At 63.2% G+C, this 25,771-nt stretch carries 28 protein-coding genes; 14 read left to right on the forward strand and 14 right to left on the reverse strand.

Annotated features, from left to right (window positions below; genetic code table 11):
• Window positions 1-115 precede the first annotated feature (115 nt).
• The 3 genes from LOY53_RS05925 (at window position 116) to LOY53_RS05935 (ending at window position 2,135) form a co-directional block, all read left to right on the forward strand.
• The gene (locus LOY53_RS05925) at window positions 116-826 is read left to right on the forward strand and encodes a tRNA-uridine aminocarboxypropyltransferase (protein ID WP_252826959.1); all 711 of its coding nucleotides are present in this window, start codon (window positions 116-118) and stop codon (window positions 824-826) included.
• Window positions 827-1,048: 222 nt separating this feature from the next.
• Window positions 1,049-1,699 (forward strand): response regulator transcription factor ErdR, encoded by a 651-nt coding sequence (gene erdR, locus LOY53_RS05930; RefSeq protein WP_027595831.1) that lies wholly within the window; start codon window positions 1,049-1,051, stop codon window positions 1,697-1,699.
• Between the two features lie 73 nt (window positions 1,700-1,772).
• Complete coding sequence (locus LOY53_RS05935; protein WP_027595832.1) at window positions 1,773-2,135, forward strand: diacylglycerol kinase; 363 nt, start codon at window positions 1,773-1,775, stop codon at window positions 2,133-2,135.
• Here LOY53_RS05935 and finR read toward each other — a convergent pair.
• Window positions 2,132-3,058: a LysR family transcriptional regulator FinR gene (gene finR / locus LOY53_RS05940; protein WP_027595833.1), complete on the reverse strand. Its 927-nt coding sequence runs from the start codon at window positions 3,056-3,058 to the stop codon at window positions 2,132-2,134. The genes LOY53_RS05935 and finR overlap by 4 nt on opposite strands.
• A gap of 120 nt (window positions 3,059-3,178) precedes the next feature.
• Here finR and fpr point away from each other — a divergent pair, with 120 nt between their 5' ends.
• A complete protein-coding gene (gene fpr, locus LOY53_RS05945; protein ID WP_016501130.1) occupies window positions 3,179-3,958 on the forward strand; it encodes a ferredoxin-NADP reductase in 780 nt (259 codons plus the stop codon).
• Window positions 3,959-4,144: 186 nt separating this feature from the next.
• On the opposite strand, the gene LOY53_RS05950 is transcribed toward fpr, so the two are convergent.
• Both LOY53_RS05950 and LOY53_RS05955 read right to left on the reverse strand, forming a co-directional pair.
• Entirely contained in the window at window positions 4,145-4,639 is a 495-nt protein-coding gene (locus LOY53_RS05950) for a SprT family zinc-dependent metalloprotease (RefSeq protein ID WP_252826960.1), read from the reverse strand.
• 140 nt (window positions 4,640-4,779) lie between these two features.
• Window positions 4,780-5,379: a Yip1 family protein gene (locus LOY53_RS05955; protein ID WP_027595835.1), complete on the reverse strand. Its 600-nt coding sequence runs from the start codon at window positions 5,377-5,379 to the stop codon at window positions 4,780-4,782.
• A 262-nt stretch (window positions 5,380-5,641) separates the two neighbouring features.
• On the opposite strand from LOY53_RS05955, the gene ttcA reads away from it, so the two are divergent.
• Window positions 5,642-6,466 (forward strand): tRNA 2-thiocytidine(32) synthetase TtcA, encoded by an 825-nt coding sequence (ttcA, locus tag LOY53_RS05960; protein ID WP_027595836.1) that lies wholly within the window; start codon window positions 5,642-5,644, stop codon window positions 6,464-6,466.
• 4 nt (window positions 6,467-6,470) lie between these two features.
• Window positions 6,471-7,142 (forward strand): DNA-3-methyladenine glycosylase I, encoded by a 672-nt coding sequence (locus LOY53_RS05965; RefSeq protein ID WP_099428499.1) that lies wholly within the window; start codon window positions 6,471-6,473, stop codon window positions 7,140-7,142.
• A 132-nt stretch (window positions 7,143-7,274) separates the two neighbouring features.
• Here the strand turns inward: LOY53_RS05965 and LOY53_RS05970 are convergent, their stop codons facing one another.
• The 3 genes from LOY53_RS05970 to arsC are packed head-to-tail and all read right to left on the reverse strand — an operon-like array spanning window position 7,275 to window position 8,636.
• The gene (locus LOY53_RS05970) at window positions 7,275-7,688 is read right to left on the reverse strand and encodes a DUF2069 domain-containing protein (RefSeq protein WP_252826961.1); all 414 of its coding nucleotides are present in this window, start codon (window positions 7,686-7,688) and stop codon (window positions 7,275-7,277) included.
• Window positions 7,681-8,286 (reverse strand): NAD(P)H:quinone oxidoreductase, encoded by a 606-nt coding sequence (wrbA, locus tag LOY53_RS05975; protein ID WP_099453160.1) that lies wholly within the window; start codon window positions 8,284-8,286, stop codon window positions 7,681-7,683. Before wrbA ends, LOY53_RS05970 begins: the two co-directional genes overlap by 8 nt.
• Complete coding sequence (gene arsC / locus LOY53_RS05980) at window positions 8,283-8,636, reverse strand: arsenate reductase (glutaredoxin) (protein WP_027595840.1); 354 nt, start codon at window positions 8,634-8,636, stop codon at window positions 8,283-8,285. The genes wrbA and arsC overlap by 4 nt, the downstream gene beginning before the upstream one ends.
• Window positions 8,637-8,721: 85 nt before the next feature.
• Here arsC and LOY53_RS05985 point away from each other — a divergent pair, with 85 nt between their 5' ends.
• The gene (locus tag LOY53_RS05985; protein ID WP_027595841.1) at window positions 8,722-9,186 is read left to right on the forward strand and encodes a TlpA disulfide reductase family protein; all 465 of its coding nucleotides are present in this window, start codon (window positions 8,722-8,724) and stop codon (window positions 9,184-9,186) included.
• 135 nt (window positions 9,187-9,321) lie between these two features.
• Here LOY53_RS05985 and LOY53_RS05990 read toward each other — a convergent pair whose 3' ends face one another.
• The 4 genes from LOY53_RS05990 to LOY53_RS06005 all read right to left on the reverse strand — a co-directional run bounded on the left by LOY53_RS05990 (window position 9,322) and on the right by LOY53_RS06005 (window position 14,177).
• Window positions 9,322-9,726 carry an META domain-containing protein gene (locus LOY53_RS05990; protein ID WP_027595842.1) on the reverse strand — a complete coding sequence of 135 codons (405 nt, stop codon included), beginning with the start codon at window positions 9,724-9,726 and terminating at the stop codon, window positions 9,322-9,324.
• Entirely contained in the window at window positions 9,723-10,160 is a 438-nt protein-coding gene (locus tag LOY53_RS05995) for a hypothetical protein (protein WP_027595843.1), read from the reverse strand. The genes LOY53_RS05990 and LOY53_RS05995 overlap by 4 nt, the downstream gene beginning before the upstream one ends.
• 31 nt (window positions 10,161-10,191) lie before the next feature.
• Window positions 10,192-11,181 (reverse strand): 2-hydroxyacid dehydrogenase, encoded by a 990-nt coding sequence (locus LOY53_RS06000; RefSeq protein ID WP_258703711.1) that lies wholly within the window; start codon window positions 11,179-11,181, stop codon window positions 10,192-10,194.
• A 239-nt stretch (window positions 11,182-11,420) separates the two neighbouring features.
• A complete protein-coding gene (locus tag LOY53_RS06005; protein ID WP_099428502.1) occupies window positions 11,421-14,177 on the reverse strand; it encodes a response regulator in 2,757 nt (918 codons plus the stop codon).
• A gap of 195 nt (window positions 14,178-14,372) precedes the next feature.
• Here LOY53_RS06005 and LOY53_RS06010 point away from each other — a divergent pair, with 195 nt between their 5' ends.
• The 7 genes from LOY53_RS06010 (at window position 14,373) to LOY53_RS06040 (ending at window position 22,711) form a co-directional block, all read left to right on the forward strand.
• A complete protein-coding gene (locus LOY53_RS06010; RefSeq protein WP_099428503.1) occupies window positions 14,373-15,089 on the forward strand; it encodes a response regulator transcription factor in 717 nt (238 codons plus the stop codon).
• Window positions 15,090-15,092: 3 nt separating this feature from the next.
• Complete coding sequence (locus LOY53_RS06015) at window positions 15,093-16,481, forward strand: sensor histidine kinase (RefSeq protein WP_252826963.1); 1,389 nt, start codon at window positions 15,093-15,095, stop codon at window positions 16,479-16,481.
• A gap of 94 nt (window positions 16,482-16,575) precedes the next feature.
• Window positions 16,576-17,475 (forward strand): cysteine synthase CysM, encoded by a 900-nt coding sequence (gene cysM, locus LOY53_RS06020; protein ID WP_025754883.1) that lies wholly within the window; start codon window positions 16,576-16,578, stop codon window positions 17,473-17,475.
• Window positions 17,476-18,834 carry a 23S rRNA (uracil(1939)-C(5))-methyltransferase RlmD gene (rlmD, locus tag LOY53_RS06025; RefSeq protein WP_252826964.1) on the forward strand — a complete coding sequence of 453 codons (1,359 nt, stop codon included), beginning with the start codon at window positions 17,476-17,478 and terminating at the stop codon, window positions 18,832-18,834.
• Between the two features lie 96 nt (window positions 18,835-18,930).
• A complete protein-coding gene (gene relA / locus LOY53_RS06030; protein WP_027595850.1) occupies window positions 18,931-21,171 on the forward strand; it encodes a GTP diphosphokinase in 2,241 nt (746 codons plus the stop codon).
• Between the two features lie 144 nt (window positions 21,172-21,315).
• Window positions 21,316-22,149, forward strand: coding sequence for a nucleoside triphosphate pyrophosphohydrolase (mazG, locus tag LOY53_RS06035; protein WP_027595851.1), 834 nt, complete (start codon window positions 21,316-21,318; stop codon window positions 22,147-22,149).
• A 22-nt stretch (window positions 22,150-22,171) separates the two neighbouring features.
• Window positions 22,172-22,711 (forward strand): DUF2058 domain-containing protein, encoded by a 540-nt coding sequence (locus tag LOY53_RS06040; protein ID WP_027595852.1) that lies wholly within the window; start codon window positions 22,172-22,174, stop codon window positions 22,709-22,711.
• A gap of 57 nt (window positions 22,712-22,768) precedes the next feature.
• On the opposite strand, the gene LOY53_RS06045 is transcribed toward LOY53_RS06040, so the two are convergent.
• The 4 genes from LOY53_RS06045 to purM form a co-directional block, all read right to left on the reverse strand.
• Window positions 22,769-22,951: a hypothetical protein gene (locus LOY53_RS06045; protein ID WP_027595853.1), complete on the reverse strand. Its 183-nt coding sequence runs from the start codon at window positions 22,949-22,951 to the stop codon at window positions 22,769-22,771.
• 171 nt (window positions 22,952-23,122) lie between these two features.
• Window positions 23,123-23,833, reverse strand: a complete 711-nt coding sequence (locus LOY53_RS06050; protein ID WP_027595854.1) for a DUF3108 domain-containing protein — start codon at window positions 23,831-23,833, stop codon at window positions 23,123-23,125.
• An 8-nt stretch (window positions 23,834-23,841) separates the two neighbouring features.
• Window positions 23,842-24,495, reverse strand: coding sequence for a phosphoribosylglycinamide formyltransferase (gene purN, locus LOY53_RS06055; RefSeq protein ID WP_027595855.1), 654 nt, complete (start codon window positions 24,493-24,495; stop codon window positions 23,842-23,844).
• Window positions 24,495-25,553 carry a phosphoribosylformylglycinamidine cyclo-ligase gene (gene purM / locus LOY53_RS06060; protein WP_027595856.1) on the reverse strand — a complete coding sequence of 353 codons (1,059 nt, stop codon included), beginning with the start codon at window positions 25,551-25,553 and terminating at the stop codon, window positions 24,495-24,497. Before purM ends, purN begins: the two co-directional genes overlap by 1 nt.
• Window positions 25,554-25,771 lie beyond the last annotated feature (218 nt).

The raw sequence follows: 25,771 nt of genomic DNA on the forward strand, positions 1-25,771 counted from the left end.
TAAGGGGCCAGCCCGTCCCGCTGCACGGCAAATGACGCCTGCTCTGGTAGACTTGCGTTTTGTGTATCCGAGCCGTCGCAGTGTGCATTTTCAACCTGTTCAAAGGCCTGCCAGCATGAGCCACGCGGTAGCGCGCTTGCGCGCCGAACGCCTGGCCCGCAGCAACAAGCCGTTTATTGCCCGTGGTTCACGGGCCGTCCGTTGCCCGCATTGCCGGGTCATTGCCAGCCATTGCCTGTGCGCCTGGAAGCCCCGGGTACCGGCGGAGTCGGGCGTGTGCCTGCTGATGCACGACACCGAGCCACTGAAGCCGACCAACACCGGTTGGCTGATCGCCGACCTGGTCGAGGACACCTCCGCCTTCGGCTGGCAGCGTACTGCGGTGGACGAAAACTTGCTGGCGCTGCTCGAACAGCCCCACTGGCAGCCCTATATCGTTTTCCCCGGCGAGTTCGTTGCCCAGGAACGGGTGGTCAATGAGGTGGTCCGCGAACCCGGCAAGCGGCCGTTGTTCATCCTGCTCGACGCCACCTGGACCGAGGCGCGCAAGATGTTCCGCAAGAGCCCCTACCTGGACCGCTTCCCGGTGTTGAGCCTGGAGGCCGAGCAGATGTCGCGCTACCGCCTGCGCCGTTCCAAACGTGACGATCACTTCTGTACGGCGGAAGTGGCGGCCATGTGCCTGGAACTGGCCGGCGACCAGCGCGCCTCCCAGGCCCTGGACGCTTACCTGGACGTGTTCAGCCTGCACTACCTGAGCGCCAAGCGGCATTTGCCGCTGGATGAACAGGACGACGCACATCAGCGTTTGCATACCTTCCTATAGTCCAAGGGGCAGTCGGGCCGGTTTGGTTCATAATGTCGGGGCTGGCAGCCAGGGTGGGCGAGTGCGGCAGGGCAATTGGCTTGACCACCCCGACCGTGCTCGGCATCCTTGGCGCCGATTCGGGCACGCCGAAGGTGCCGTTACCCCGGACTTCGCCGTGCCTTTCCGCCAAGCGCCCTTACTACCCCGCAGCGCCTGGCACAGAACAGGATCCTTAGATCGATGGCCACTTACGAAATCCTGATTGCCGATGACCACCCACTGTTTCGTGGCGCCCTGCGCCAGGCTGTTACCCTCGGCCTTGGCGCCGATGTACGTCTGGTTGAAGTGGCGAGCATTGCCGAACTGGAAACCCGACTGAGCGAAAAAGCCGACTGGGATCTGGTCCTGCTGGACCTGAACATGCCCGGCGCCTACGGGTTCTCCGGGCTGGTCCTGCTGCGTGGGCAATACCCGCAGATCCCCGTGGTCATGGTGTCGGCGCAGGAAGAGGCAGCTGTCGTGGTCAAGTCCCGCGAGTTTGGTGCCAGTGGTTTCATTCCCAAATCCAGCCCGCTGGAAGTGATTCAGGACGCCGTGCGCAAGGTGTTGGACGGTGAGGTCTGGTGGCCGCCGCAAGCCTTCGAGAAAGTCGACGTTTCGGCTGAGGCCAAAGCGGCCAGTGAAGGGCTGGCCAGCCTCACGCCGCAGCAGTTCCGCGTACTGACCATGGTCTGCGAAGGCTTGCTGAACAAGCAGATCGCCTATGAGCTGAGTGTCTCGGAAGCCACCATCAAGGCCCACGTGACGGCAATCTTCCGCAAGCTGGGCGTGCGCACCCGCACCCAGGCGGCCTTGCTGCTGCAACAACTTGAATCGGTTGCCAGCCACTAACTGGCTGCTTCTTCACGCTTTTTTGACCCCGGCTGGACTAGTCTGCCGGCCTTTCATCGGTGAAGTGACGCACATGTCGCCATTCAAAGGCCAGACCGGCCTCAAACGTATCTTCAACGCCGCCGGCTATTCGCTGGACGGCTTGCGCGCCGCCTTCAAGGGCGAGGCCGCGTTCCGTCAACTGGTACTGCTCAATGTGCTGCTGATCCCGACTGCCTTCTGGCTGCCGGTCAGCCGCGCGGAGCGGGCGATCATGATCGCAGTGTGCCTGCTGGGCTTGATCGTCGAGCTGTTCAACTCGGCGGTAGAGGCTGCCATCGACCGCATTTCGCTGGAGCGTCACCCCTTGTCGAAAAACGCCAAGGACATGGGCAGCGCCGCGCAGTTGGTGGCACTCACCATGGTTGCACTGGTCTGGGGCGTGATTCTGCTCTAGGCAATAGGCGGCAGCACGATCTCATCACTGCGGGTGAAGCCCGCGGTGAAGTTGCGGCATAGCTCCAGAAACTCGCGCATGGCCGAGGTCTGGTACTTCTGCTTGTGCCAGATGAAGTAGAACTGACGCATCAGGTCCAGCTCTGGGGTTTCGACCGGTACCAGGCTGCCGCGGCGGAAGGCATCGCGCAGGGCCAGGCGCGAAATGCAGCCGATGCCCAGGCCAGATTCCACTGCACGCTTGATGGCCTCGGTGTGTTCGAGCTCCAGGCGAATGTTCAGGTTGGCGCGGTGGTGGCGCATGGCTTGGTCAAAGGTCAGGCGCGTGCCGGAGCCTTGCTCGCGAAGGATCCAGGCCTCCTGCGACAACGTCTGAATGTTCGCGCTGCCCAGCGTTGCCAGTGGGTGCTGGGGCGCGCAGAACACGACCAGCTCGTCTTCGACCCAAGGCTGAACCTCCAGGTCCGGGTGGTTGCAATCACCTTCGATCAGACCCAGATCAATTTCGTAATGGGCGACCTGTTGCACAATATGCGCAGTGTTCTGCACATGCAGCTTGACCTGGCTTTCCGGATGCACCTGCATGAAGCTGCCGATCAGCAGGGTCGCCAGGTAGTTGCCGATGGTCAGCGTGGCGCCGACCGCCAGCGAACCGAAGGCGGACTTGCCGTTGAGCAGGTCTTCGATTTCCTTGGCCTGGTCGAGCAGGGCGACAGCCTGTGGCAGCAGCTGATGGCCGAGGGCGTTGAGGCTCAGGCGTTTACCGGCGCGATCGAACAGCTGGCAGCTGGATTGGCGCTCGAGTTCGGTGATGGACGTGCTGGCGGCCGACTGCGAGAGCGCAAGCAGGCCAGCGGCCCGCGAGACGCTTTGATGCTGGGCTACGGCGACGAACACCTGAAGCTGACGGAGAGTGAATCGCATATCTATATAACCGATAACACATATCTTGATAATTCAGTTAACAGATATTGTCGCTGCCCCTAAACTATCGCGCAACTGCGCGTCTTGCGCGCGCTGCGTCTTTCTTCAGGAGCCCCATCGATGAGCAACATGAACCACGAACGTGTCCTCAGTGTGCACCACTGGAACGACACCCTGTTCAGCTTCAAGTGCACCCGTGATCCGGGCCTGCGCTTCGAGAACGGTCAGTTCGTGATGATCGGCCTGCAGCAGGAAAGCGGCCGCCCGCTCATGCGCGCCTATTCCATCGCCTCGCCGAACTGGGAAGAGCACCTGGAATTTTTCAGCATCAAGGTGCCGGACGGCCCGCTGACTTCCCAGTTGCAGCACCTGAAGGAAGGCGACGAGATCATCATCAGCAAGAAGCCTACCGGCACCCTGGTCCTTGACGACCTGAACCCGGGCAAGCACCTGTACCTGCTGAGCACCGGCACTGGCCTGGCGCCGTTCATGAGCGTCATCCAGGACCCGGAAACCTACGAGCGCTTCGAAAAGGTGATCCTGGTTCACGGCGTGCGTTACGTGAACGAAGTGGCCTATCGCGAGTTCATCACCGAGCACCTGCCGCAGAACGAGTTCTTCGGTGAGTCGGTGCGTGACAAGCTGATCTACTACCCGACCGTGACCCGTGAACCGTTCGAGAACCAGGGGCGCCTGACCGACCTGATGCGCAGCGGCAAGCTGTTCAGCGACATCGGCCTGCCGCCGATCAACCCGCAGGACGACCGTGCGATGATCTGCGGTAGCCCAAGCATGCTGGACGAAACCAGCGAAGTGCTCGACAGCTTCGGCCTGAAAGTCTCTGCCCGCATGCGCGAGCCGGGTGACTACCTGATCGAGCGCGCCTTCGTCGAGAAGTAACCCGCCGTTAAGCTTCATCAGCTGGAATTGGGGCTGCTGCGCAGCCCATCGCAGGCAAGCCAGCTCCTACAGGATCGCACATACCTGTAGGAGCTGGCTTGCCTGCGATGGGCCGCGCAGCGGCCCCTTTGGCCCTAACAGGCCGGTATTTCTCCCTGGGTCGCCCTTTGCATGGCCTCAGGGCGTTTACTCGACACGCGTCTCGCCGCTGTATTCCAATATCGCCCGACACCGCCTGCACAGGTAGCGCCGCCCCTGGCGCACCAGCTTGTGCCGCTGCGCAGTAAACGGAAAGTCGCTCTGCGGGCAGGGGCAGCGGTAGATGTAGCGCGTGACCACCCGCCGTTGCACTGCGTAGTTATGGCAGCGGTTGGGCGGCAATTCATACACCCCGCGCATGATCAATTGCCATTCCTCGCCATGGGCCTGGATGCGCTCGCCAAACAGCTGGTGAGCCACCAGGTGCGCCACCTCGTGGGCCACGGTCTGGCGCAGGAAGTCCTCCTGGTTTTCGCGGTACAACTGCAGATTGAAGCGCAGCAGGTTCTCGTGCAGGTGAGCGACGCCGGCCTTTTGGCCGCGCAGCTTGAAGCTGATTTCCGGGCGCGGAAAGGGGCGTTTGAAGAAGGTTTCGGCTTGCTGGTAACAGGTTTCGACGCGGTGTTTGAGCAGCTCGGGCATGGCGGGGTAATTCTCCTGACCAGGCATTATGCCGCAAGCCCTGGCGGCTTGCCGAGCCACCGGTCAGCACACAGCCAGAAGCCGCCTTGAGGCGGCCTCTGACTTGATGCCCCAGTGTTGGTTCTGTGTCGTTATACGCGCTAGTTGGTATAGACGGGCCCCACGCCCAGTCCCCAGATGATCACGGTAGCGGCCATGATCGCTACCAGCACCACAAGGCCCACCGCCAGCACCGAGCTGGAAAACAGGAAGCCTTCATCGGACGGAATGTTCATGAACGTCGGCAAACCGACATACAACAGGTACACGGTGTAGCAGATCGCCGCAGTGCCGATCAGCATGCCCAGCCAAAGGTGCGGGTAAAGAGCTGCCAGGCCGCCAAGGAACAACGGGGTGGCGGTGTAGGTGGCAAAGGCAATGCACTGCGCCATGGAGGGGTTGGCATCGTAGGTGCGGGCCATCCAGTGGATGAACGCGCCCATCACCGCCACCCCGGCGAGCATCGCCAGGTAGGACATGATGCTCATCCAGATTGCGCTTTCCATGGTCAGCATCACTGCCGGCCGGTCGCCAATCACCCAGCCCACCTGGGTAGTACCGATGAATGCGGAAACGGCAGGGATCGCCGCCAGGATCAAGGTGTGCGTCAGGTACATGTGGCTGATGGTTTCTTCTTCGCCACGAATCTCCCGCCACTCCTGATCGGGATGGGTAAACAGCCCCACAACGTGATGAATCATGCCGATCACTCCTCTCAATGTTGCCAAACGCCCCCCAGATGGAGCGCAAGCGGCCCGAGGCCCGAACACCGATGCAAGCGGTAATGTGGCCTTATGTCGCAGTATAGGAAGCGGTTACCGGCACAAACCGTGCTTTTTAGAGCAAATTGCGCTGTCAGGCGTGCTGTTGATTACAACGAAGTCTTTATCGGAATGCCTACAGCGCCGCGTGGTTTGTGCGTAAAATAGTCGGCTTTTGTCACACCTCGCGGATCCAAGCGCTATGGGCACCCTCTCGGTCAACCAGAACAAACTGCAAAAACGCCTGCGTCGTCTCGCCGGCGAAGCCATCACCGACTTCAACATGATCGAGGATGGCGACAAGGTCATGGTCTGCCTGTCCGGCGGCAAGGACAGCTACACCATGCTCGACGTTCTGTTGCACCTGCAGAAGGTGGCACCGATCAAGTTCGAGATCGTGGCGGTGAACATGGACCAGAAGCAGCCGGGCTTCCCCGAGCACGTGCTGCCGGCTTACCTCAAAGAGCTGGGCGTCGAGTACCACATCGTCGAGAAAGACACCTACTCGGTGGTCAAGGAACTGGTGCCCGAGGGCAAGACCACCTGCTCGCTGTGCTCGCGCCTGCGCCGTGGCACCCTGTACACCTTCGCCGACGAAATCGGCGCGACCAAGATGGCCTTGGGGCACCACCGCGACGACATCGTCGAGACGTTCTTCCTCAACATGTTCTTCAACGGCTCGCTCAAGGGCATGCCGCCCAAGCTGCGTGCCGACGATGGCCGTAACGTGGTGATTCGCCCGTTGGCCTACTGCAGCGAGAAGGACATCCAGGCGTACTCGGACATGCGCGAATTCCCGATCATCCCGTGCAACCTGTGCGGCTCGCAGGAGAACCTGCAGCGCCAGGTGGTCAAGGACATGCTGGTGGAGTGGGAGCGCAAGCACCCAGGCCGCACCGAAAGCATCTTCCGCGCGCTGCAGAACGTCGCGCCGTCGCAGTTGGCAGACCGCAACCTGTTCGACTTCACCAGCCTGAAGATCGACGAAAACGCCACGCCTCGTTTCCTCGATGTGCTGAACATCTGACCCCATGCGCGATTATCAGTGGTTGCATGAGTACTGCCTGAACCGCTTCGGCTCTGCCCAGGCCCTCGAGGCCTTTCTGCCGCAGCCACGCACGCCTGCGCAACTGCGCGACATCAGCGACGATCGCTACCTGTCGACCCTGGCCCTGCGCGTGTTCCGCGCCGGGCTCAAGCACAGCCTGGTAGATGCCAAATGGCCGGCGTTCGAGCAGGTGTTTTTCGGTTTCGACCCGGAGAAGGTCGTGCTGATGAGCGCCGAGCACCTGGAGCGATTGATGCAGGACGAGCGCATCATCCGCCACTTGGGCAAGCTCAAGAGCGTGCCGCGCAATGCGCAGATGGTGCTGGATGTGGCGAAGGAGAAGGGCAGTTTCGGTGCGTTCATCGCCGACTGGCCGGTGACCGATATCGTCGGCCTGTGGAAGTACCTGGCCAAGCATGGCAACCAGCTGGGTGGCCTATCGGCGCCGCGGTTCTTGCGCATGGTTGGCAAGGACACGTTTATCCCGACGGAGGATATGGCGGCAGCGTTGATTGCGCAGAAAGTGATCGACAAGCAGCCGACCAGCCAGCGTGACCTGGCATTGGTGCAGCAGGCGTTCAACCAGTGGCATGCCGAGAGTGGGCGGCCGCTGTGCCAGTTGTCGGTGATGCTGGCGCATACCGTCAACCATTGAGATTGCCGCGGCCGCGTTGCGGCCAAATCGCCGGCAAGCCGGCTCCCACAGGTATTGTGCAGGCTTCAAGAACTGCGCGCATTCAGTGGGAGCTGGCTTGCCAGCGATTGGGCCGCAACGCGGCCCCCGAATTCAACTCCCTTCGCCCGCCATGCGCCGCTCATGCTGGAACTTCCAGCGCACAAACAGCAGCCCGCTGACGAACAAGCCCAGGCTTACCAGCACCTCGACCCAGCCAAACAGCGCCCGGGCCGGGTCGAACGCCGCCAGCACGCCTTTGATGAAATAGATATTCACCACAAAGCAGGTCCAGGCATGCGCCCGGGCGCTGCCCTTCAGCATGCCCGGCAGCAGCAGCAGCAGCGGCACCAGTTCGATCGCCAGAATCACTTCGACGCGCGCCCCGTGCAGGTTGGCGAACCACAGGTTGTTCACCACCAGCAACGCGATCAAGCCAAAGAAAAACGCCAGGCTCAGCGCCCGCGTCAGGCGCAGGCGCGGTGCCAGCCATTGCAGTGGCGGCAACACCTTGGGCTTTTTAGCCACGCGTGGCCTCCAGGGCCTTGGCGGTGCTCGCCAGGCGTTGGCCGAGGGCACGGCACAGGGTGATTTCGTGGGGGTCGAGCTCGCGCTTGCCATCGGCGCCGGCGTGGTGGCTGGCGCCATACGGTGTGCCGCCGCCGCGGGTTTCGAGCAAGGCCGATTCGCTGTAGGGCAGGCCCATCACCAGCATGCCGTGGTGCATCAGCGGCAGCATCATCGACAGCAGGGTGGTTTCCTGGCCGCCATGCAGGCTGGCGGTGGAGGTGAATACCCCGGCGGGCTTGCCCACCAGCTCGCCACCCAGCCACAGGCTGCTGGTGCCGTCGAGGAAGTACTTAAGGGGCGCGGCCATGTTGCCGAAGCGGGTCGGGCTGCCCAGCACCAGGCCGGCGCAATGGCGCAGGTCGTCGAGGGTGGCGTACAACGCGCCGCTGGCCGGGATGTCCGGGGCCACAGCTTCGCACTCAGTGGAAATCGCCGGCACGGTGCGCAGGCGCGCCTCCATGCCGGCCATCTCGACACCGCGGGCAATGTGCCGGGCCATTTCGCTGGTGGCGCCATGGCGGCTGTAATACAAAACCAGGATGAAGGGCTGGCTCACGGCAGGATCTCCAGCACCTTCTCGGGTGGGCGGCCAATCACGGCTTTATCGCCGGCCACCAGAATCGGCCGCTCGATCAGCTTGGGGTGTTGGGCCATGGCGTCGATCAATTGCGCGTCGGTCAGGGCCGGGTTGGCCAGGTTCAGGTCTTTGTATTCGTCTTCGCCGGTGCGCAGCAATTGGCGCGGGGCGATGCCCAGCTTGCCGAGCAGGGCCGTCAGGGTGGCGGTGTCTGGCGGGGTTTCGAGGTAGCGCACGATGGTCGGCGCCAGGCCGCGTGCTTCGAGCAGTTCCAGCGCGCCGCGGGATTTTGAGCAGCGCGGGTTATGATAGAGCGTCAGGTCAGTCATGTCGGGTCGCATCCAGCTGGGTGTGGCGGCTATTCTAACCGCAGCGACTGAACCATTTGCTTGAAACTTCGAGAAGGATTGACCCATGGCAAGGCGTTTGGCAGCAGTACTGGCCATCACCGCGGGCCTGTTGCTCGGTGGTTGCGGTGCCGACTACGGCGTGGACCAACACGGCAATACGGTAAAGGCCGAGCAGATCGAGGGGCACTGGGTAGTGCTCAACTATTGGGCCGAATGGTGCGGACCGTGCCGTACCGAAATCCCTGAGTTGAATGCGGCGGCCAAGCAATGGGCGGCCGAGGGGATCAAGGTGGTCGGGGTGAACTTCGATGGCTTGCAGGGCCAGGACCTGAAGCAGGCGGCGGACACCCTGGGCATCGGCTTTACCGTGCTGGCGCAGGACCCGGCCGAGCGTTACGAGCTGCCCCGCAGCGAGGCGCTGCCGGTGACCTACATCATCGATGACAAGGGCAAGGTGCGTGAGCAACTGATGGGTGAGCAGACCCTGGAAGGGCTGCAGGCCAAGATCAAGGCCCTGAAGGGCGCATGATGCCTGTTGGGGCTGCCTTGCAGCCCTTCGCGGCACAAGGCCGCTCCTACAAGTGACCGCGTCATCCCAGCGTACGCGGTTACCTGTAGGAGCGGCCTTGTGCCGCGAAGGGCCGCAGAGCGGCCCCGGCAGTCCTCAACCTTCTTCAGGCCAGAACCGCAACGGCTTGCCCTCGGCCGGCCAGAAGCGCATCTGCTCCACGGGCGAGACATCCCATCGCTGCACCGTCTCCAGCGCCTGCAGGAAGCGTTTTTCCTGCTCCATCAACGCCGGAGCGCACAGCTTGCGGGTCTTGCCGACCTTGCCGAAGCTCAGGTGCTTGCCTTCCAGCGTATACGGGGCAAACCAATGGTTGCAGCCGCCATTGCCATAAGCGCGGCCATCGCTGGCCAGGGTCAGGGTAAGGTGGCTGTAATCAATCAGCGGGCGTTCGCCAATCCACTCCAGTACATAGCTGCGCTCCTGCTGCAGCTTCGACGGTTGCGCGGCGCAGCCGAGCAGGCCGGTGGCAATCAGCACGCCGGTCAGCAGCTTTTTCACTCAGCGCTCTCCTGGCAACGCGGGCACAGGTGCTTCTCGCCACGGCTGGCCCAGCCCAGCTCCGCGATACGGGCGCTGGCCGCCGGCTGACGGGCTTTTTTGCCCAGCTTGGCATCGACTGCGAACTCGAAGTCCAGCACGGCGTCGCACTGGTCGCACTCGACCTGCCAGGTGAGGATCTCCAGTTCGCTGAACACCGGGCCGCTGGCCACGGCAACCCACTGGCCGCGCGGGTTGATCAGGTGACGCACGCTTTCCACGGTCAGTCGCATGGACAAGTCCTTGCTGCCCTTGAGGGTCACCAACAGCGTGTCGCCCTTGTGCATCGAGCCGCCGTTGCCGGTCACCTGATAGCGGCCGGGTACCAGGGCGCGGCACTCGATCAGGGTGTGTTGCGGGTTGAAAAGGGTGTAGCGGAAATCGTGCTCGACCATGGGTCCTCCAGAAATGCCGCGTATCCTAGCATTAACCCGATACCAGATTCTGAGGTTTGCCTGCCATCCAGCGGTTGATGTTGTCCAGCGTGGTGGTGGCGATGGCGTCCAGCGCCTCGCGGGTGAGGAAGGCCTGGTGGGCGGTGATGATCACGTTGGGGAAGGTCAGCAGCCGGGCCAGCACATCGTCTTGCAAAGGCTGGTCGGAGCGGTCCTCGAAAAACAGTTGGGCCTCTTCTTCATAGACGTCCAGGCCCAGGTAGCCCAGCTGGCCGCACTTGAGTGCGTCGATCAATGCCGGGGTGTCGACCAGGGCGCCGCGGCCAGTGTTGATCAGCATGGCGCCAGGTTGCAGTTGAGCCAGGCTTTGCGCATTGATCAGGTGGCGGGTGTGCTCGGTCAGCGGGCAATGCAGGCTGATGATGCGCGCCTCGCGCAGCAACTCGGGCAGGGGCAGGTAGCGGGCGCCAAGGGCCAGCAGGTCCGGGTTGGGGTAGGGGTCGTAGGCCAGCAACTGGCAGCCGAAGCCGGCCATGATGCGGGCGAACGCAGCGCCGATCTGGCCGGTGCCGACCACACCGACGGTCTTGCCGTGCAGGTCGAAGCCGGTCAGGCCATGCAGGGTGAAATCACCTTCGCGGGTGCGGTTGTAAGCCCGATGCAGGCGCCGGTTGAGGGCGAGGATCAGTGCCACGGCGTGCTCGGCCACGGCGTGTGGCGAGTAGGCCGGCACCCGTACCACGGCCAGGCCCAGGCGCTGGGCGGCCGCCAGGTCGACATGGTTATAGCCCGCCGAACGCAGGGCGATCAGGCGCGTGCCGCCAGCGGCCAGGCGCGCCAGCACCTGGGCGTCCAGCTCATCGTTGATGAAGGCGCAGACGACCTCGTAGCCACTGGCGAGGGGCGCGGTGTCCAAGGTCAGGCGGGCGGGCTGGAAGTGCAGCTCCAGGGCAGTGCCGGCGGCGGCCTGGGTAAAGCTTTCCTGGTCGTAGTGCTGGCTGCTGAACAACAGGGCGCGCATGGTCGGGCTTCCTTTGCGAATGTCTGGGGATTGTAGCTGGCCGTCCTGTATGGCCGTTGTAGGAGCAGCCTTGTGCTGCGAAGAGGCCGGTGACAGCACAGTAAATCTTCGCTGCTGTCACCGGCCTCTTCGCAGCACAAGGCTGCTCCTACAGCAGCACAAGGCTGCTCCTACAGCAGCACAAGGCTGCTCCTACAGCAGCACAAGGCCGCTCCTACAGCAGGGGCAAGGCAGCGCTGTCAGGCATTGATGTGTGCCTGTGTCGCCAGCCGGCTGATCGCGCTGTCCAGTTCATCCAGTGCCTGCTGCGCGTGTGGGTGCTCCTGTTTGAGCAAGGTCTCGCTGCGCTGGCATGCCGCCCGCAGCTGCGGCACACCGCAATAACGCGAGGCACCGTTGAGGCGGTGTACCTGCTCGATCAAAGTGGTGTGATCCTGTGCTTCGCGGGCGGCGCGTATCGCCTGGCGATCGGACTCCAATGACGCCAGCAGCATGGCCAGCATGTCGGCCGCCAAGTCGGATTTTCCGGCGGCCAGGCGCAAACCTTCATCGGGGTCGAGCACCTTCAGTTCGTCGCTGTTGAGCCGCTGTTCGGCCAAGCGCTCTTGCTGCGGCACGCCAAGGCTCAGGCCGGTCCACTTCATCACCACCTGGGCCAACTGCCGCTCACTGATCGGTTTGGTCAGGTAGTCGTCCATGCCGGCATGCAGCAGCGCGCGTTTCTCGTTGGCCATGGCATGGGCGGTGAGGGCGACGATCGGCAGCGGGCTGCCGCTTTGGGCGTTTTCCCAGAGGCGGATCTGCTCGGTGCAGGCGCGGCCATCCATGCCGGGCATTTGCACGTCCATCAGCACTAGGTCGAAGGGCTCATCCTGCACTGCTTGTACCGCCGCATAGCCGTTGTCGACGGCCAGCACCTGGGCACCCAGGTCTTCGAGCAGGGTCTGTACCAGCAGCAGGTTGGCCGGGTTGTCATCGACGCACAAAATCTTCGGCTGGCGCTGGCCGCTGAGGATGTTCGGCTCGCCCAGCGGGCGACGCGGTTGGATCAGCTCCAGCAGCAGCCGACGCAACTTGCGCGTGCACGTTGGCTTGGACAGAAGTTGGCCATGGCCATTGGGCAGGTAGGGGTGGTACAGCGCCTGTTCGGTGGTCGGGCACAGCACCACGCACTGGCACTGGTAGCGGTCCAGTTGCAGGTGGTACTCACCGAGCTGCTCGGGCGTCAGGTTGCCCAGGTTGGCGCCGAGCACCGCGAAGTCGAACGGGTGGCCCGCCTGGCTTGCGGCCTGTACCGCATGCAGAAGCTGGTCGTACGAGGCAAACAGGCTGACGCTCAGGCCGCAGTCTTCGAGCTGATGCTCCAGGGCCTGGCGCGCCAGCTCATGGCTGTCGACGATGGCGGCGCGGCGGCCCAGCAGGGGCTGCAGCGGCAGCTCTTCGGCATCGTCATGAGCCTTGGGCAGGTTGAGGCTGATCCAGAACTGCGAGCCTTCGCCCGGCGTGCTGTCAACGCCGATCTCGCCGCCCATCTGCTCGATCAGGCGCTTGGAAATCACCAGGCCCAGGCCGGTACCCCCAGGCTGGCGCGCCAGCGAGTTGTCGGCCTGGCTGAAGGCCTGGAACAGCGTGCGCACATCCTGCGGCGACAGGCCGATGCCGGTGTCCTGCACGCTGATGCGAAGCTGCGCGCTGTCTTCGTGTTCGTCTTCAAGCATGGCGCGCACGACGATGGTGCCTTCGCGGGTGAACTTGATCGCGTTGCTCACCAGGTTGGTGAGGATCTGCTTGAGCCGCAACGGGTCGCCGATCAGCGATGATGGGGTGTCGCGGTAGATCAGGCTGAGCAGTTCGAGCTGCTTGGCGTGCGCGGCCGGGGCGAGGATGGTCAGGGTGTCCTGGACCAGGTCGCGCAGGTTGAACGGAATGCTGTCGAGCACCAGCTTGCCGGCCTCGATCTTGGAGAAGTCGAGGATCTCGTTGATGATCCCCAGCAGGTTGTCGGCGGATTTCTCGATGGTGCTCAGGTAATCCAGCTGGCGCGGCGTCAGCTCGCTTTTCTGCAGCAAATGGGTGAAGCCGAGGATGCCGTTGAGCGGGGTGCGGATCTCGTGGCTCATGTTGGCCAGGAACTCCGATTTGATGCGGCTGGCCTCCAGGGCTTCCTTGCGGGCCATGTCCAGCTCGATGTTCTGGATCTCGATAGTCTCCAGGTTCTGGCGCACGTCCTCGGTGGCCTGGTCGATGCTGTGCTGCAGCTCTTCGTGGGCACTGTGCAGGGTTTCGGCCATGCGGTTGATACCGCGGCCCAGCTCGTCTAGCTCGTGGCTGCCCATGGCCGGCAGGCGCTCGTCCAGGTGGCCGTCCTTGAGCTGATTGACCGCATGCTTGATGCGTTTGATCGGGTCGTTGATGGTGCGGCTCATGCGCAGTGCCAGCAGGCCACTGAGGGCCAGGCAGGCGAGGATCAGCAACAGGCTGGTGAACAGGTTGCGGTAGCCACGCAGCAGGGTGCCGTCGTGCGACAGTTCGATTTCGACCCAACCCAGCAGGCGCTCGGCTTCGGCCGGCACGGCATCGGTGGCCAGGTCGCGGTGGTGGCCGAAGACCGGCATCAGGTAGCGGGTGGCGTCATTGCCGGTGCGTTGCAACAGTTGCGTGCCGGTACCGCCGGTGGGCGGCTGGTTGAGCATGCTCGGGCCTGCATGCGCCAGGCGCGTGCGGTCTGGGGCTAGAAAGGCGACCGCGCGCACGTCGGTTTGCTCCAGGGTCTGCGCGGCAATCCGTTCCAGCTGCGCGGGAGCCCGCTTGGCCATGGCAGGTGCAGCCAGCGGCGCCAGTTGCTCGGCGATCATCTTGCCGCGTTGCAGCAGCTGGGTGCGCAAATCGCTTTGCTGCAGCCAGGTGAAATAACTGCCCAATACCAGCGCCATCAGGCCGGCAGGCAGCAGGGCCAACAGCAGGACCCGGCTTCTGATTCCCAAACGATCGAGCACACTTGCCTCCTGTCATGTGCCTGGACGCCGTCAACTGCGTGACGGACCAAGCCGGGAAGTTACTCCGCCTGCTCGGCTATTGCACCCATTTGTCTGTCTTTTCGTGGCCATGTCGAGGCATTGGTCGCAGGGCGGTTGCCTAGAGCAGAGCGGATGCTCAATAATCGCGCAATTGAGAATGCATGGCAGTTGCCAATGAATCCCGTAGCTATTCATACCTCCACTATCCTCGCCATCGAGGACGACCCGGTGCTGGGTGCCTACCTGCACGAGGAGCTGCAGCGTGGCGGCTTCCAGGTGACCTGGTGTCGTAATGGGCTCGAAGGCCTTGAAACCGCAGGCCGCCAGGCATTCGACGTGGTGTTGATGGACATCCTGCTGCCAGGGCTCAACGGCCTGGATGCACTGGCCCAGTTGCGCACGCGCAGCGCCACGCCGGTGATCCTGATGTCGGCGCTGGGCGCCGAAGCCGACCGTATCAGCGGTTTTCAGCGCGGCGCCGACGACTACCTGCCCAAGCCCTTCAGCATGGCCGAGCTGCAGGTACGCATCGAGGCGATTTTGCGGCGCGTGGCCCTGGAGCGGCGCCATCAGCCGCAGCAAGAGGCCGCAGGAGGTGGGTTGCAGTTCGACGAAGGGCTCAGCGACGTCAGGCTCGAAGGGCGCCTGGCAGGCCTGACCCCCAGCGAATACCGCCTGCTCGAGATCCTCAACCGCAACCTGGACGAAGTGCTGAGCAAACCCTTCCTTTATCAGCAGGTCTTGCAGCGCGGTTACTCGCGGCATGATCGCAGCCTGGACATGCATGTCAGCCAGATCCGTCGCAAGCTCAAGGGCATCGGCTACCACGAACGGCAGATCCGCACTGTCTGGGGCAAAGGTTACGTGCTCAGCGCCAGCGAGATGGAGTGAGCCATGCTCGACCGCCATTCGCTGTTCTGGAAGCTGGCCATCCTGCTGGTGGGCTTCTGCCTGCTGATGATCGGCCTGAGCTATACCTGGGGCCGGCACATGGAAACCCAGAACGCCTTCCTGTCCGAACCGGCACGCCAACTGCTGCGCGGTTATGCGGCTGATGCGGAGCAGGCCTGGCGCAGTGACGGGCGCGCGGGGCTGGACCGCTGGGTGCAAGCCATGCACCAGCGCGAGCGTGGCTGGGTTGGCGTGCTCGACATCAACCTGCGGCCGCTCGACAGCGCCACCCTGAACCCCCAGATCATGCAACGGCTGACCCGCCTGCGCGGCGTCGACTGGCCGATGAGCCGGCGCAGTGTCGACCAGCCGTGGCTGCGCATTCCGTTCCCGGGGGCGCCGGAGCAGGGCATGCTGGTGATCGAACTGCCAGAGCGCCTCAACCCCGGCCAGTACCGCATGCTGTGGCGGGTGCTGACCAACGGCATCATCCCCGGTCTGTTCGCCTTGCTGCTGTGCGTGGGCCTGTACCGCATGCTGATCGTGCCGCTCAACCAACTGCGTGAGCAGGCCAATGCCTGGCGCGCCGACCAGCTGTCGGCCCGCCTCGATTCGCGCACCATCGCCCGGCATGACGAACTCGGCGAGCTGGCCCGCGCGTTCGACCAGATGGCCGAACGGCTGCAGGGCACAGTGGCCATGCAGCAACAGATGCTGCGCGACCTGTCGCACGAAATGCGCACGCCGCTCAGCCGGCTACGCGTGGCCTGCGATGGCGAAACCGACCTGCAGCGCCTGCGCGAACGCCTGGCGCGTGAAGTGGACTGCATGCAGCAATTGGTCGAGGGCACCCTGCAATTGGCCTGGCAGGATGCCGAGCGTGCGCCGATGAACCTTGAACCCATCCAGGTTCAGGCGTTGTGGGACCTGCTCGCCGAGGACGCCAGCTACGAAAGCGGCTGGTCGCTCGAGCGGCTGCGCTGCGAACTGCCCGCCAGTTGCTGGGTGCAGGGCAATCTCAACCACCTGGCCCAGGCGCTGGAGAACATGCTGCGCAATGCCATCCGCCACTCGCCGACTAACGGCGTGGTGCGCTTGGGTGGGCAGCGCGACGGCAACCACTGGCGGCTGTGGCTGGAAGACGAGGGCGGTGGGGTTGCAGAAGAGGACCTGGAACGGATCTTCGCGCCGTTCTCGCGGCTGGACGGTTCGCGGCCTGGGGACGGCGGTTTCGGGCTGGGTTTGAGCATTGCGCGCAGTGCCATCCAGCGCCAGGGCGGGACCTTGTGGGCAGAGAATGGCAAGCGCGGGCTGCGCCTGTGCATGCGCTTGCCGCTCCATGTGCCAGCCCCCGCCAAGGACAACTCACGGCCGCAGGTCGCCGCGTTATAGCTTGTAGCTATATGCATCACAGATTGCGTGATATGGCCCGCAAAGGATTGCCGGTATGATAGGCGCCCCTGCCGTCCGGATTGTGAAATACGCCATGACCTTGCAGTACCCAACCATCGCCGATTGCGTCGGCAATACGCCCCTGGTTCGCCTGCAGCGCATTGCCGGAGAGACCAGCAACACGCTCCTGCTCAAGCTCGAAGGTAACAATCCCGCCGGTTCGGTCAAGGACCGCCCGGCGCTGTCGATGATCACCCGCGCCGAACTGCGCGGCCAGATCAAACCGGGTGACACGCTGATCGAGGCGACCTCGGGCAACACTGGCATCGCCCTGGCGATGGCGGCAGCGATCAAGGGTTACAAGATGATCCTGATCATGCCGGACAACTCCACCGCCGAGCGCAAGGCCGCCATGACGGCCTATGGTGCCGAGCTGATCCTGGTGACCAAGGAAGAGGGCATGGAAGGTGCCCGTGACCTCGCCGAGAAGCTGCAGGCCGAGGGCCGCGGCCTGGTGCTCGACCAGTTCGCCAATGGCGACAACCCGATCGCCCACTACAACAGCACCGGCCCGGAAATCTGGCAGCAGACCCAGGGCACCATCACCCATTTCGTCAGCTCGATGGGTACCACCGGCACCATCATGGGCTGCTCGCAGTACCTCAAAGAGCAGAACCCAGCAGTGCAGATCATCGGCCTGCAGCCGATGGAAGGCTCGGCCATTCCGGGCATCCGTCGCTGGCCTGAGGAATACCTGCCGAAGATCTTCGACGCCACCCGCGTCGATCGCGTGGTCGACATGTCCCAGCAGGAAGCCGAAGACACCACCCGCCGCCTTGCCCGTGAAGAGGGCATTTTCTGCGGCGTGTCTTCCGGTGGTGCGGTCGCGGCGATGCTGCGCCTGTCTCGCGAGGTGGAAAATGCGGTAATGGTCGCAATCATCTGCGACCGTGGTGACCGATACCTGTCCACTGGCCTGTTTGATCCGAGCTAAATGTCCAAGAAGAAAAGCAACAGCGGCCTGCGCTTTCAGCCAGCCGGTGGCAACCGTAGCCCCCAGGTTCCCGTGGGCAAGAAACAGCGCCTGGATATCGAGCGCCTGGCCGGTGATGGCCGTGGCATCGCCTTCCATGAAGGGCGTACCTGGTTCGTCAGTGGCGCGTTGGCCGGTGAGGCCGTCGAGGCCCGCGTGCTCAATGCCCGCGGCAAAGTCGTGGAGGCGCGCCTGGAGCGCGTGCTGCAGGCCAGCCCCGAGCGGCGCGAAGCCCCTTGCCGGCACTATGCCCGCTGTGGCGGCTGCAACCTGCAGCATCTGCCTCACGAAGCGCAGCTGGCGCTCAAGCAACGCACCCTGGCCGAACAGCTGCAGCGGGTTGCCGGCGTACAACCCGAGGCCTGGGCCGCCCCCCTGAGCGGGCCGGAGTTTGGCTACCGGCGCCGGGCGCGGGTGGCTGTGCGCTGGGACATCAAGGCGCGTCAGCTGGAGGTCGGGTTCCGTGCCGAAGCCAGCCAGGACATCATTTCAATCGACGACTGCGCAGTGCTGGTACAGCCCTTGCAGTCGATTCTGCGCCACTTGCCGACGGTGCTGCGTTCGCTGAGCAAACCGCAGGTCATCGGCCATGTGGAATTGTTCAGCGGCACCGCTGAGGCGCTGCTGGTGCGCCATGTCGCGCCGCTGCCGGCAGATGACCTTGCCCGCCTGCAGGCATTTTGCGACGAGGCCAAGGCGCAGCTGTGGCTGCAGGGCGAGGGTGAACCGGCGCCGGTAGACGCGGCCACGACCCTGGGCTTTGTCCTCGAACCCTGGCAGCTGGAATTGGCCTGGCGCCCCGGCGACTTCGTGCAGGTTAACGCCCAGGTCAATACGGCGATGATCGAGCAGGCCCTGGCCTGGCTCGCACCGCAAGCCGACGAACGTGTGCTTGACCTGTTCTGCGGCCTAGGTAATTTTGCCCTGCCGTTGGCGCGGCAGGCGCGTGAAGTGGTGGCGGTGGAAGGTGTGCAGGCCATGGTCGATCGGGCCGCGGCCAATGCCGGAAACAACAATGTGCATAACGCACGGTTTTTTCAGGCCGATTTATCGCAGCCTTTGGCAGGTGCCGAGTGGGCCGCCGAAGGCTTTTCTGCGGTACTCTTGGACCCACCGCGCGACGGTGCTTTCGAGGTGGTGCAAGACATCGCACGCCTCAAGGCCAAGCGGCTGGTCTACGTATCGTGCAACCCGGCCACGCTGGCGCGAGACGCCCAGGTGCTGGTCGGACAGGGGTACCGGTTAAAAAGGGCCGGGATTCTCGACATGTTTCCTCAGACGGCGCATGTCGAGGCCATGGCGTTATTCGAAGCGGGCTAGCAGACTGGCCCGTTGGTGCGGTTGCCAGGGAATGGCGGCCACACGGTGGAAGCCTGCGCACCCGCGTGGTGCGCTGTATGGAAAGGTAAAACAAAGATGGTACAGGTGAGAGTGCACCAGCCGGTCAACACTGACGGCAGTATCAATCTCGAAGCATGGCTGGATCATGTGGTAAGCGTCGATTCAGCCCTGGATCGCGCAGCGCTGAAAGAGGCCTGCGAATTCGCTCACGAAGTCGAGAAGAAGGGTAACCCTGCCAAGCATTCCTGGGCCGACGGTACGTCCAGCTTCCAGGCGGGCCTGGAGATCGCCGAGATTCTCGCCGACCTCAAGCTCGACCAGGATTCGCTGGTAGCCGCCGTCATCTACCGCTCGGTGCGTGAAGGCAAGGTGACCCTGGCCGAAGTCAGCCAGCGTTTTGGCCCGGTGGTGTCCAAGCTGATCGACGGCGTGCTGCGCATGGCGGCCATCAGTGCCAGCCTCAGCCCGCGCCAGTCGCTGGTGCTGGGCTCCCAGGCGCAGGTCGAGAACCTGCGCAAGATGCTCGTGGCCATGGTCGACGACGTGCGCGTTGCACTGATCAAGCTGGCCGAGCGCACCTGCGCGATCCGTGCGGTCAAGGCCGCCGACGACGAAAAACGCCTGCGCGTCGCGCGCGAGGTGTTCGACATCTATGCCCCCCTGGCGCATCGCCTGGGCATCGGTCACATCAAGTGGGAGCTGGAAGACCTGTCCTTCCGCTACCTTGAACCCGACCAGTACAAACAGATCGCCAAGCTCCTGCACGAGCGCCGGCTGGACCGCGAGCGCTTCATCAGCGACGTGATGAACCAGCTGCAGAACGAACTGCTGGCCACCGGCGTGAACGCCGACATCAGTGGCCGGGCGAAACACATCTATTCGATCTGGCGCAAGATGCAGCGCAAAGGCCTGGAATTCAGCCAGATCTACGATGTGCGTGCGGTGCGTGTGCTGGTCCCGGAGATCCGCGATTGCTACACCGCGCTGGGTATCGTGCATACCCTGTGGCGGCACATCCCCAAGGAATTCGACGACTACATCGCCAACCCGAAGGAAAACGGCTACCGCTCGCTGCACACGGCGGTGATCGGCCCCGAGGGCAAGGTGCTGGAGGTGCAGATCCGCACCCACGGCATGCACGAGGAAGCGGAGCTGGGGGTTTGCGCCCACTGGCGCTACAAGGGCACCGACGTCAAGCCGAGCTCCAATCACTACGAAGAGAAGATTTCCTGGCTGCGCCAGGTGCTCGAGTGGCATGAAGAGCTGGGTGACATCGGCGGCCTGGCCGAGCAGCTGCGCGTCGACATCGAGCCGGACCGGGTCTACGTGTTCACCCCGGACGGCCATGCCATCGACCTGCCCAAGGGCGCTACGCCGCTGGACTTCGCCTACCGCGTGCACACCGAAATCGGCCACAACTGCCGCGGCGCCAAGATCAACGGGCGTATCGTGCCGCTGAACTACAGCCTGCAGACCGGCGAGCAGGTCGAGATCATCACCAGCAAACACGGCAACCCCAGCCGTGACTGGTTGAACTCCAACCTGGGTTACGTCACCACCTCGCGGGCACGGGCCAAGATCGTTCACTGGTTCAAGCTGCAGGCACGTGACCAGAACGTCGCCGCCGGCAAGACCTTGCTCGAGCGCGAGCTCAGCCGCCTGGGCTTGCCGCAGGTGGACTTCGAGCGCCTGGCCGAGAAGACCAACGTCAAGACCGCCGAAGACATGTTCGCGTCGCTCGGCGCCGGTGATCTGCGCCTGGCACACCTGGTCAACGCTGCCCAGCAGTTGCTGGAGCCTGAGCGTATCGAACAGATCGAGCTGGTGCAGCGCAAGCCCACGGGCCCGCGTACCGGCAAGCGCGGCGATATCCAGATCCAGGGTGTCGGCAACCTGCTGACGCAGATGGCCGGTTGCTGCCAGCCGCTGCCGGGCGATGCCATTGTTGGCTACATCACTCAGGGCCGCGGCGTGAGCATCCACCGTCAGGACTGTGCCTCGGTGCTGCAACTGGCAGGCAAGGAGCCAGAGCGGATGATCCAGGTGAGTTGGGGGCCGATCCCGGTGCAGACCTACCCGGTCGACATCGTCATCCGTGCCTACGACCGCCCAGGTTTGTTGCGTGACGTGTCGCAGGTGCTGCTCAACGAGAAGATCAACGTGCTGGCGGTCAACACCCGCTCGAACAAGGAAGACAACACCGCGTTGATGTCGCTGACTATCGAGATTCCGGGCCTGGATGCGCTCGGGCGCTTGCTGGGGCGGATCTCGCAGTTGCCGAACATTATCGAGACGCGGCGTAACCGTACCCCTTGAACCCTGTGAGTTGGGGCCGCTTTGCGGCCCATCGCTGGCAAGCCAGCTCCCACAGCTATACCACTGGCTTCAAGGCCTGTGCAGTACCTGTGAGAGCCGGCTTGCCGGCGATCGGGGGCAAAGCCCCCACCAAGGAATAGCCCTATGACCTACACCCTCGAAGACCTGCTGCACCTCATGGCCCGCCTGCGCGACCCGCAGTATGGCTGCCCGTGGGACTTGAAGCAGGACTACGCCAGCATCGTCCCGCACACTATCGAAGAAGCCTACGAGGTTGCCGACACCATCGAACGCGGCGATTTCGAACACTTGCAGGGTGAGTTGGGTGATCTGTTGTTCCAGGTGGTCTACTACAGCCAGCTGGCCCGGGAAGAGGGGCGTTTCGAGTTTGACGGGGTGGTCGACAGCATCACCCGCAAGCTGATCCGCCGCCACCCGCACGTATTTCCCACCGGCGAGCTGTATGCACCGGTAGACACGCCCAGCTTGAGCGAGACCCAGGTCAAGTCGCGCTGGGAAGAGATCAAAGCCGAGGAGCGCGCCGAAAAAAGCGAACCCGAACAGCTGTCGCTGCTCGATGACGTGCCAACGGCATTGCCTGCATTGTCGCGGGCAGCCAAACTGCAAAAGCGTGCGGCCACGGTCGGTTTCGACTGGCCCGACGCATTGCCGGTGCTGGACAAGGTCCGCGAGGAGCTGGACGAAGTCCTGCAGGCCATGGCCGACGGTGATGCCGATGCGCTGGAAGATGAGGTCGGCGACCTGTTGTTCGCCACCGTCAACCTGGCCCGCCACCTCAAGCAAGACCCGGAACATGCCCTGCGCCGTGCCAATCGCAAGTTCGAGCGACGTTTCCGTTTTATCGAACAGGCATTGCGCGACAGCGGTCGGCCCATCGAAGACTGTAACCTTGACGAGCTGGATGCCCTTTGGGGTGAAGCCAAACGTCAGGAAAAGAACCTGCCCAGCTGCGGCTGAGCTGTTAAGTGAGTGAACATTCATGAGCCTTTCCCTTCGCGACCAATTGCTCAAAGCCGGTCTGGTCAACCAGAAACAGGTCTCGCAGACCAATAAAGCCCAGAAGAAACAAAAGCGCCTGGAGCACAAGGGCCAGGTCGAGGTGGACGACACCCAGCAGCGCCTGGCCAAGGAAGCCATGGCTGAAAAGGCCAAGCGTGACCAGGAGTTGAACCGCCAGCAGCAGGAAAAGGCCGAGCAAAAGGCCCGCGCCGCGCAGATCAAGCAATTGATCGAAGCGACCCGCCTGCCCAAGCTCAACAGTGAGGACTACTACAACTTCGTCGACGACAAGAAGGTCAAGCGCATTGCCGTCAATGCCCTGATGCGCAGCAAGCTGAGCAATGGCTCGCTGGCGGTCGTGTCGTTTGCCGGCGGCTACGAAGTGATTCCGCGTGAAGCGGCGGTGAAGATCCAGGAGCGCGATCCGCATCGCGTACTGCTGCTCAACACCCATGTCGAGGAAGCCGACGACGATGACCCGTACGCGGCTTACAAGATCCCTGACGATTTGATGTGGTAAGCATGGAAAACCCCGCCTAGGCGGGGTTTTTTGTTCAAAGACTGTGGCATTGCAGGGTCATTGTGTAGTGCGCTGACTTTCCAGGTCCTCAAGCTCTACACGGTACTGGTGGGCTTCGTGCTCATTGTGGAACATCCCGACCAATTGGCCTTGCTGGTGCACATCCCAGATCCGCACGCCAGCGGCCAGGCCTTCGTGGGACATTTTCGATTCGTCGCGTTCGGTTACTTGGACTGTCATCGGTAAACTCCACTGCTAGTTTGGTTGCGACACTGTGTCGCACACCTCCTTTATAGAGTTTGTTAGCAGGCTAAGTAAATAAAACGGGGATGAAACAAGTTTCATGAAGCTAAACCCCAGGCAAAAAGAAGCCCCGCACAAGGCGGGGCTCCGGATGCTTCAGGCTGCGGATCAGTTACCCTTCACCGGCTTGCCATCGACCGTGCCATCCTGCAGCACGATCACGTACTCCTTGCCATCGGTTTCGACCTGGCGCAGTTGTACCAGCAGGTAGTCCCAGCTCTTGGCGAACCACAGCTCGGTGATGCGCTTGCTCTGGCTAGGGTCGCGCACGCGCTCGACCTTGACCGCATCGACCTGGCCGGTCTTGGTGGTGACCTTCTCGGTGCCCAGAACGCGGAAGTCGTAGGTGTCGATCTCGTCACCGTCGACCACCTGGTAGGTCATGCTCTTCTTACCGGCCGCCACATCATGCTGCAGCGCCAGCTGGTAGGACGACTTGTCCAGCACGCCGCGGTTGAGCGGCAGGTTGATCGCATCGCCACGGTCGCTACCGGTGACTTTCTTGCTGGTCCAGTCGAAGTTCAGGTCGACCTTCTTTGCCTTACCCAGGCCGCCACGCTCGAAGTGGTACTTCTGCGGCAGCAGGGTGTCGTTTTCCAAGCGCAGGGTGCTTTGCTCGGTCAGGCTGGCGATCATCATGGAAGCCTTGAAATTAAGGTCCCAGGTACCGTTGGCATTCTTCACCAGGCTACGCTCGGCGGTGCCGCTCATGGGCAGCTGCTTCCAGTCGGCGGTGTAGCTGGCCGAAAAAGGCTTCAGATCAGCTGCCTGGAGCGGCAGGGCGAGCACGGCGAGAGCCAAGAGCAGGGCGCGACGCATAAAGTCTCCTAGGATCGAATCAAATGACCGCTGGCCGCCAGGGGCTGGCCATCCAGTAAGGCACCGTGCTCGTCCAGACGCAAGCGCCCCTCGGCGAACCAGTGCACGGCCAACGGGTAGATCAGGTGTTCCTGGTGGTGAACCCGCTGGGCCAGGCTTTCAGCGGTGTCGTCCGACGTCACCGGTACCACAGCCTGTACGACCAGTGGGCCGCCATCGAGTTCCTCGGTGACGAAGTGTACGCTGCAGCCATGCTCGGCGTCGCCTGCCTCCAGGGCCCGTCGGTGGGTGTGCAGGCCTTTGTATTTGGGCAGCAGCGACGGGTGGATATTGAGCAGGCGGCCCTGATAGTGGCGGACGAAGCCGCCACTGAGGATACGCATGAAACCGGCCAGCACCACCAGGTCTGGCGCAAAGCCGTCGATGCGCGCCATCAGCGCGGCATCAAAGGCTTCACGACCGTCAAAGGCAGTGTGGTCCAGTACGGCGGTGTCGATGCCAGCGGCTGCGGCGCGTTGCAGGCCATAGGCATCGGCGCGGTTGGACACCACCGCACGGATGCGCACCGGGCTGTCTTCACCGCGGCAGCTGTCGATCAGGGCTTGCAGGTTGCTGCCGGAACCCGACAGCAATACCACTACATTGCAGGTCTTGCTCGGCATCAGTGTGCCTTGAGGTTCTGCAGCTCGACCTGGGCGGCGCCTTCGGCGGCCTCTTCGATGCGGCCGATGACCCAAGGCTGCTCGCCTTCAGCGCGCAGAACGTTCAGGGCGTTTTCGACCTGGTCCTGAGCTACGCAGATGACCATGCCGACGCCGCAGTTCAGCACGCGGTGCATTTCATGCTCGTCAACGTTGCCTTGCGCCTGCAGGAAGTCGAATACCGCAGGACGCTGCCAGCTGGCCACGTCGACCACGGCCTGGGCGTTTTTCGGCAGTACGCGCGGGATGTTGTCCAGCAGGCCGCCACCGGTGATGTGGGCCATGGCCTTGACTGCGCCCGTCTGCTTGATCAGTTGCAGCAGCGGCTTGACGTAGATGCGGGTCGGCGCCATCAGCAGGTCGGTCAGTGGCTTGCCGTCGAGCTGGGTGTTCTCGATGTCGGTGCCGGACACTTCGAGGATCTTGCGGATCAGCGAGTAGCCGTTGGAGTGCGGGCCGGACGATGGCAGGGCGATCAGCGCGTCGCCGGTGGCAACCTTGGAGCCGTCGATGATCTCGGCTTTTTCTACCACGCCGACGCAGAAGCCGGCCAGGTCGTAGTCTTCGCCTTCGTACATGCCAGGCATTTCGGCGGTTTCACCACCGACCAGCGAGCAGCCCGCCAGTTCGCAGCCTGCGCCGATACCGGTGACCACGGTGGCGGCGACGTCGACGTTCAGCTTGCCGGTGGCGTAGTAGTCGAGGAAGAACAGCGGCTCGGCGCCGCACACCACCAGGTCGTTGACGCACATGGCGACCAGGTCCTGGCCGATGCTGTCGTGCTTGTTCAGGTTCAGGGCCAGGCGCAGCTTGGTGCCGACGCCATCGGTGCCGGAGACCAGAACCGGCTGTTTGTAGCCGGCCGGGATCTCGCAGAGGGCGCCGAAGCCACCCAGGCCACCCATGACTTCAGGGCGTGCGGTGCGTTTTGCCACGCCCTTGATGCGTTCGACCAGTGCTTCGCCGGCGTCGATGTCTACACCGGCGTCCTTGTAGCTCAGGGAGGGTTGCTTGCTCATTGATCCAGGCCTTTAGGAGGGAGGGATTCTTAAAAACGACCGTGACGGCCAAGGCCGGCTTTGCTGCGGCGGCTGCCTGAAACGTCAGAGGTCTGTGAAGGCGCGCGATTTTATCAGGGTTGCCGTGCAGCGGCCATCCTCAGGCCGACGGGCAGGGCTTGAAAGCGTTAAAAAGGTTTTTTGGGTGGGGAGAGAGTGAGGCGGTCGCCCATGGTTCA

It is taken from the genome of Pseudomonas sp. B21-031 (assembly GCF_024748985.1).
GTDB lineage: Bacteria > Pseudomonadota > Gammaproteobacteria > Pseudomonadales > Pseudomonadaceae > Aquipseudomonas > Aquipseudomonas kermanshahensis.

What these genes read in the sequence shown, in the direction of transcription:
- LOY53_RS05925 (WP_252826959.1), top strand. Translation starts at nt 116, where the DNA reads ATGAGCCACGCGGTAGCGCGCTTGCGCGCCGAACGCCTGGCCCGCAGC.
- erdR (WP_027595831.1), top strand. Translation starts at nt 1,049, where the DNA reads ATGGCCACTTACGAAATCCTGATTGCCGATGACCACCCACTGTTTCGT.
- LOY53_RS05935 (WP_027595832.1), top strand. Translation starts at nt 1,773, where the DNA reads ATGTCGCCATTCAAAGGCCAGACCGGCCTCAAACGTATCTTCAACGCC.
- finR (WP_027595833.1), bottom strand. Translation starts at nt 3,058, where the DNA reads ATGCGATTCACTCTCCGTCAGCTTCAGGTGTTCGTCGCCGTAGCCCAG.
- fpr (WP_016501130.1), top strand. Translation starts at nt 3,179, where the DNA reads ATGAGCAACATGAACCACGAACGTGTCCTCAGTGTGCACCACTGGAAC.
- LOY53_RS05950 (WP_252826960.1), bottom strand. Translation starts at nt 4,639, where the DNA reads ATGCCCGAGCTGCTCAAACACCGCGTCGAAACCTGTTACCAGCAAGCC.
- LOY53_RS05955 (WP_027595835.1), bottom strand. Translation starts at nt 5,379, where the DNA reads ATGATTCATCACGTTGTGGGGCTGTTTACCCATCCCGATCAGGAGTGG.
- ttcA (WP_027595836.1), top strand. Translation starts at nt 5,642, where the DNA reads ATGGGCACCCTCTCGGTCAACCAGAACAAACTGCAAAAACGCCTGCGT.
- LOY53_RS05965 (WP_099428499.1), top strand. Translation starts at nt 6,471, where the DNA reads ATGCGCGATTATCAGTGGTTGCATGAGTACTGCCTGAACCGCTTCGGC.
- arsC (WP_027595840.1), bottom strand. Translation starts at nt 8,636, where the DNA reads ATGACTGACCTGACGCTCTATCATAACCCGCGCTGCTCAAAATCCCGC.
- LOY53_RS05985 (WP_027595841.1), top strand. Translation starts at nt 8,722, where the DNA reads ATGGCAAGGCGTTTGGCAGCAGTACTGGCCATCACCGCGGGCCTGTTG.
- LOY53_RS05995 (WP_027595843.1), bottom strand. Translation starts at nt 10,160, where the DNA reads ATGGTCGAGCACGATTTCCGCTACACCCTTTTCAACCCGCAACACACC.
- LOY53_RS06000 (WP_258703711.1), bottom strand. Translation starts at nt 11,181, where the DNA reads ATGCGCGCCCTGTTGTTCAGCAGCCAGCACTACGACCAGGAAAGCTTT.
- LOY53_RS06010 (WP_099428503.1), top strand. Translation starts at nt 14,373, where the DNA reads ATGAATCCCGTAGCTATTCATACCTCCACTATCCTCGCCATCGAGGAC.
- LOY53_RS06015 (WP_252826963.1), top strand. Translation starts at nt 15,093, where the DNA reads ATGCTCGACCGCCATTCGCTGTTCTGGAAGCTGGCCATCCTGCTGGTG.
- cysM (WP_025754883.1), top strand. Translation starts at nt 16,576, where the DNA reads ATGACCTTGCAGTACCCAACCATCGCCGATTGCGTCGGCAATACGCCC.
- rlmD (WP_252826964.1), top strand. Translation starts at nt 17,476, where the DNA reads ATGTCCAAGAAGAAAAGCAACAGCGGCCTGCGCTTTCAGCCAGCCGGT.
- relA (WP_027595850.1), top strand. Translation starts at nt 18,931, where the DNA reads ATGGTACAGGTGAGAGTGCACCAGCCGGTCAACACTGACGGCAGTATC.
- mazG (WP_027595851.1), top strand. Translation starts at nt 21,316, where the DNA reads ATGACCTACACCCTCGAAGACCTGCTGCACCTCATGGCCCGCCTGCGC.
- LOY53_RS06040 (WP_027595852.1), top strand. Translation starts at nt 22,172, where the DNA reads ATGAGCCTTTCCCTTCGCGACCAATTGCTCAAAGCCGGTCTGGTCAAC.
- LOY53_RS06045 (WP_027595853.1), bottom strand. Translation starts at nt 22,951, where the DNA reads ATGACAGTCCAAGTAACCGAACGCGACGAATCGAAAATGTCCCACGAA.
- LOY53_RS06050 (WP_027595854.1), bottom strand. Translation starts at nt 23,833, where the DNA reads ATGCGTCGCGCCCTGCTCTTGGCTCTCGCCGTGCTCGCCCTGCCGCTC.
- purN (WP_027595855.1), bottom strand. Translation starts at nt 24,495, where the DNA reads ATGCCGAGCAAGACCTGCAATGTAGTGGTATTGCTGTCGGGTTCCGGC.
- purM (WP_027595856.1), bottom strand. Translation starts at nt 25,553, where the DNA reads ATGAGCAAGCAACCCTCCCTGAGCTACAAGGACGCCGGTGTAGACATC.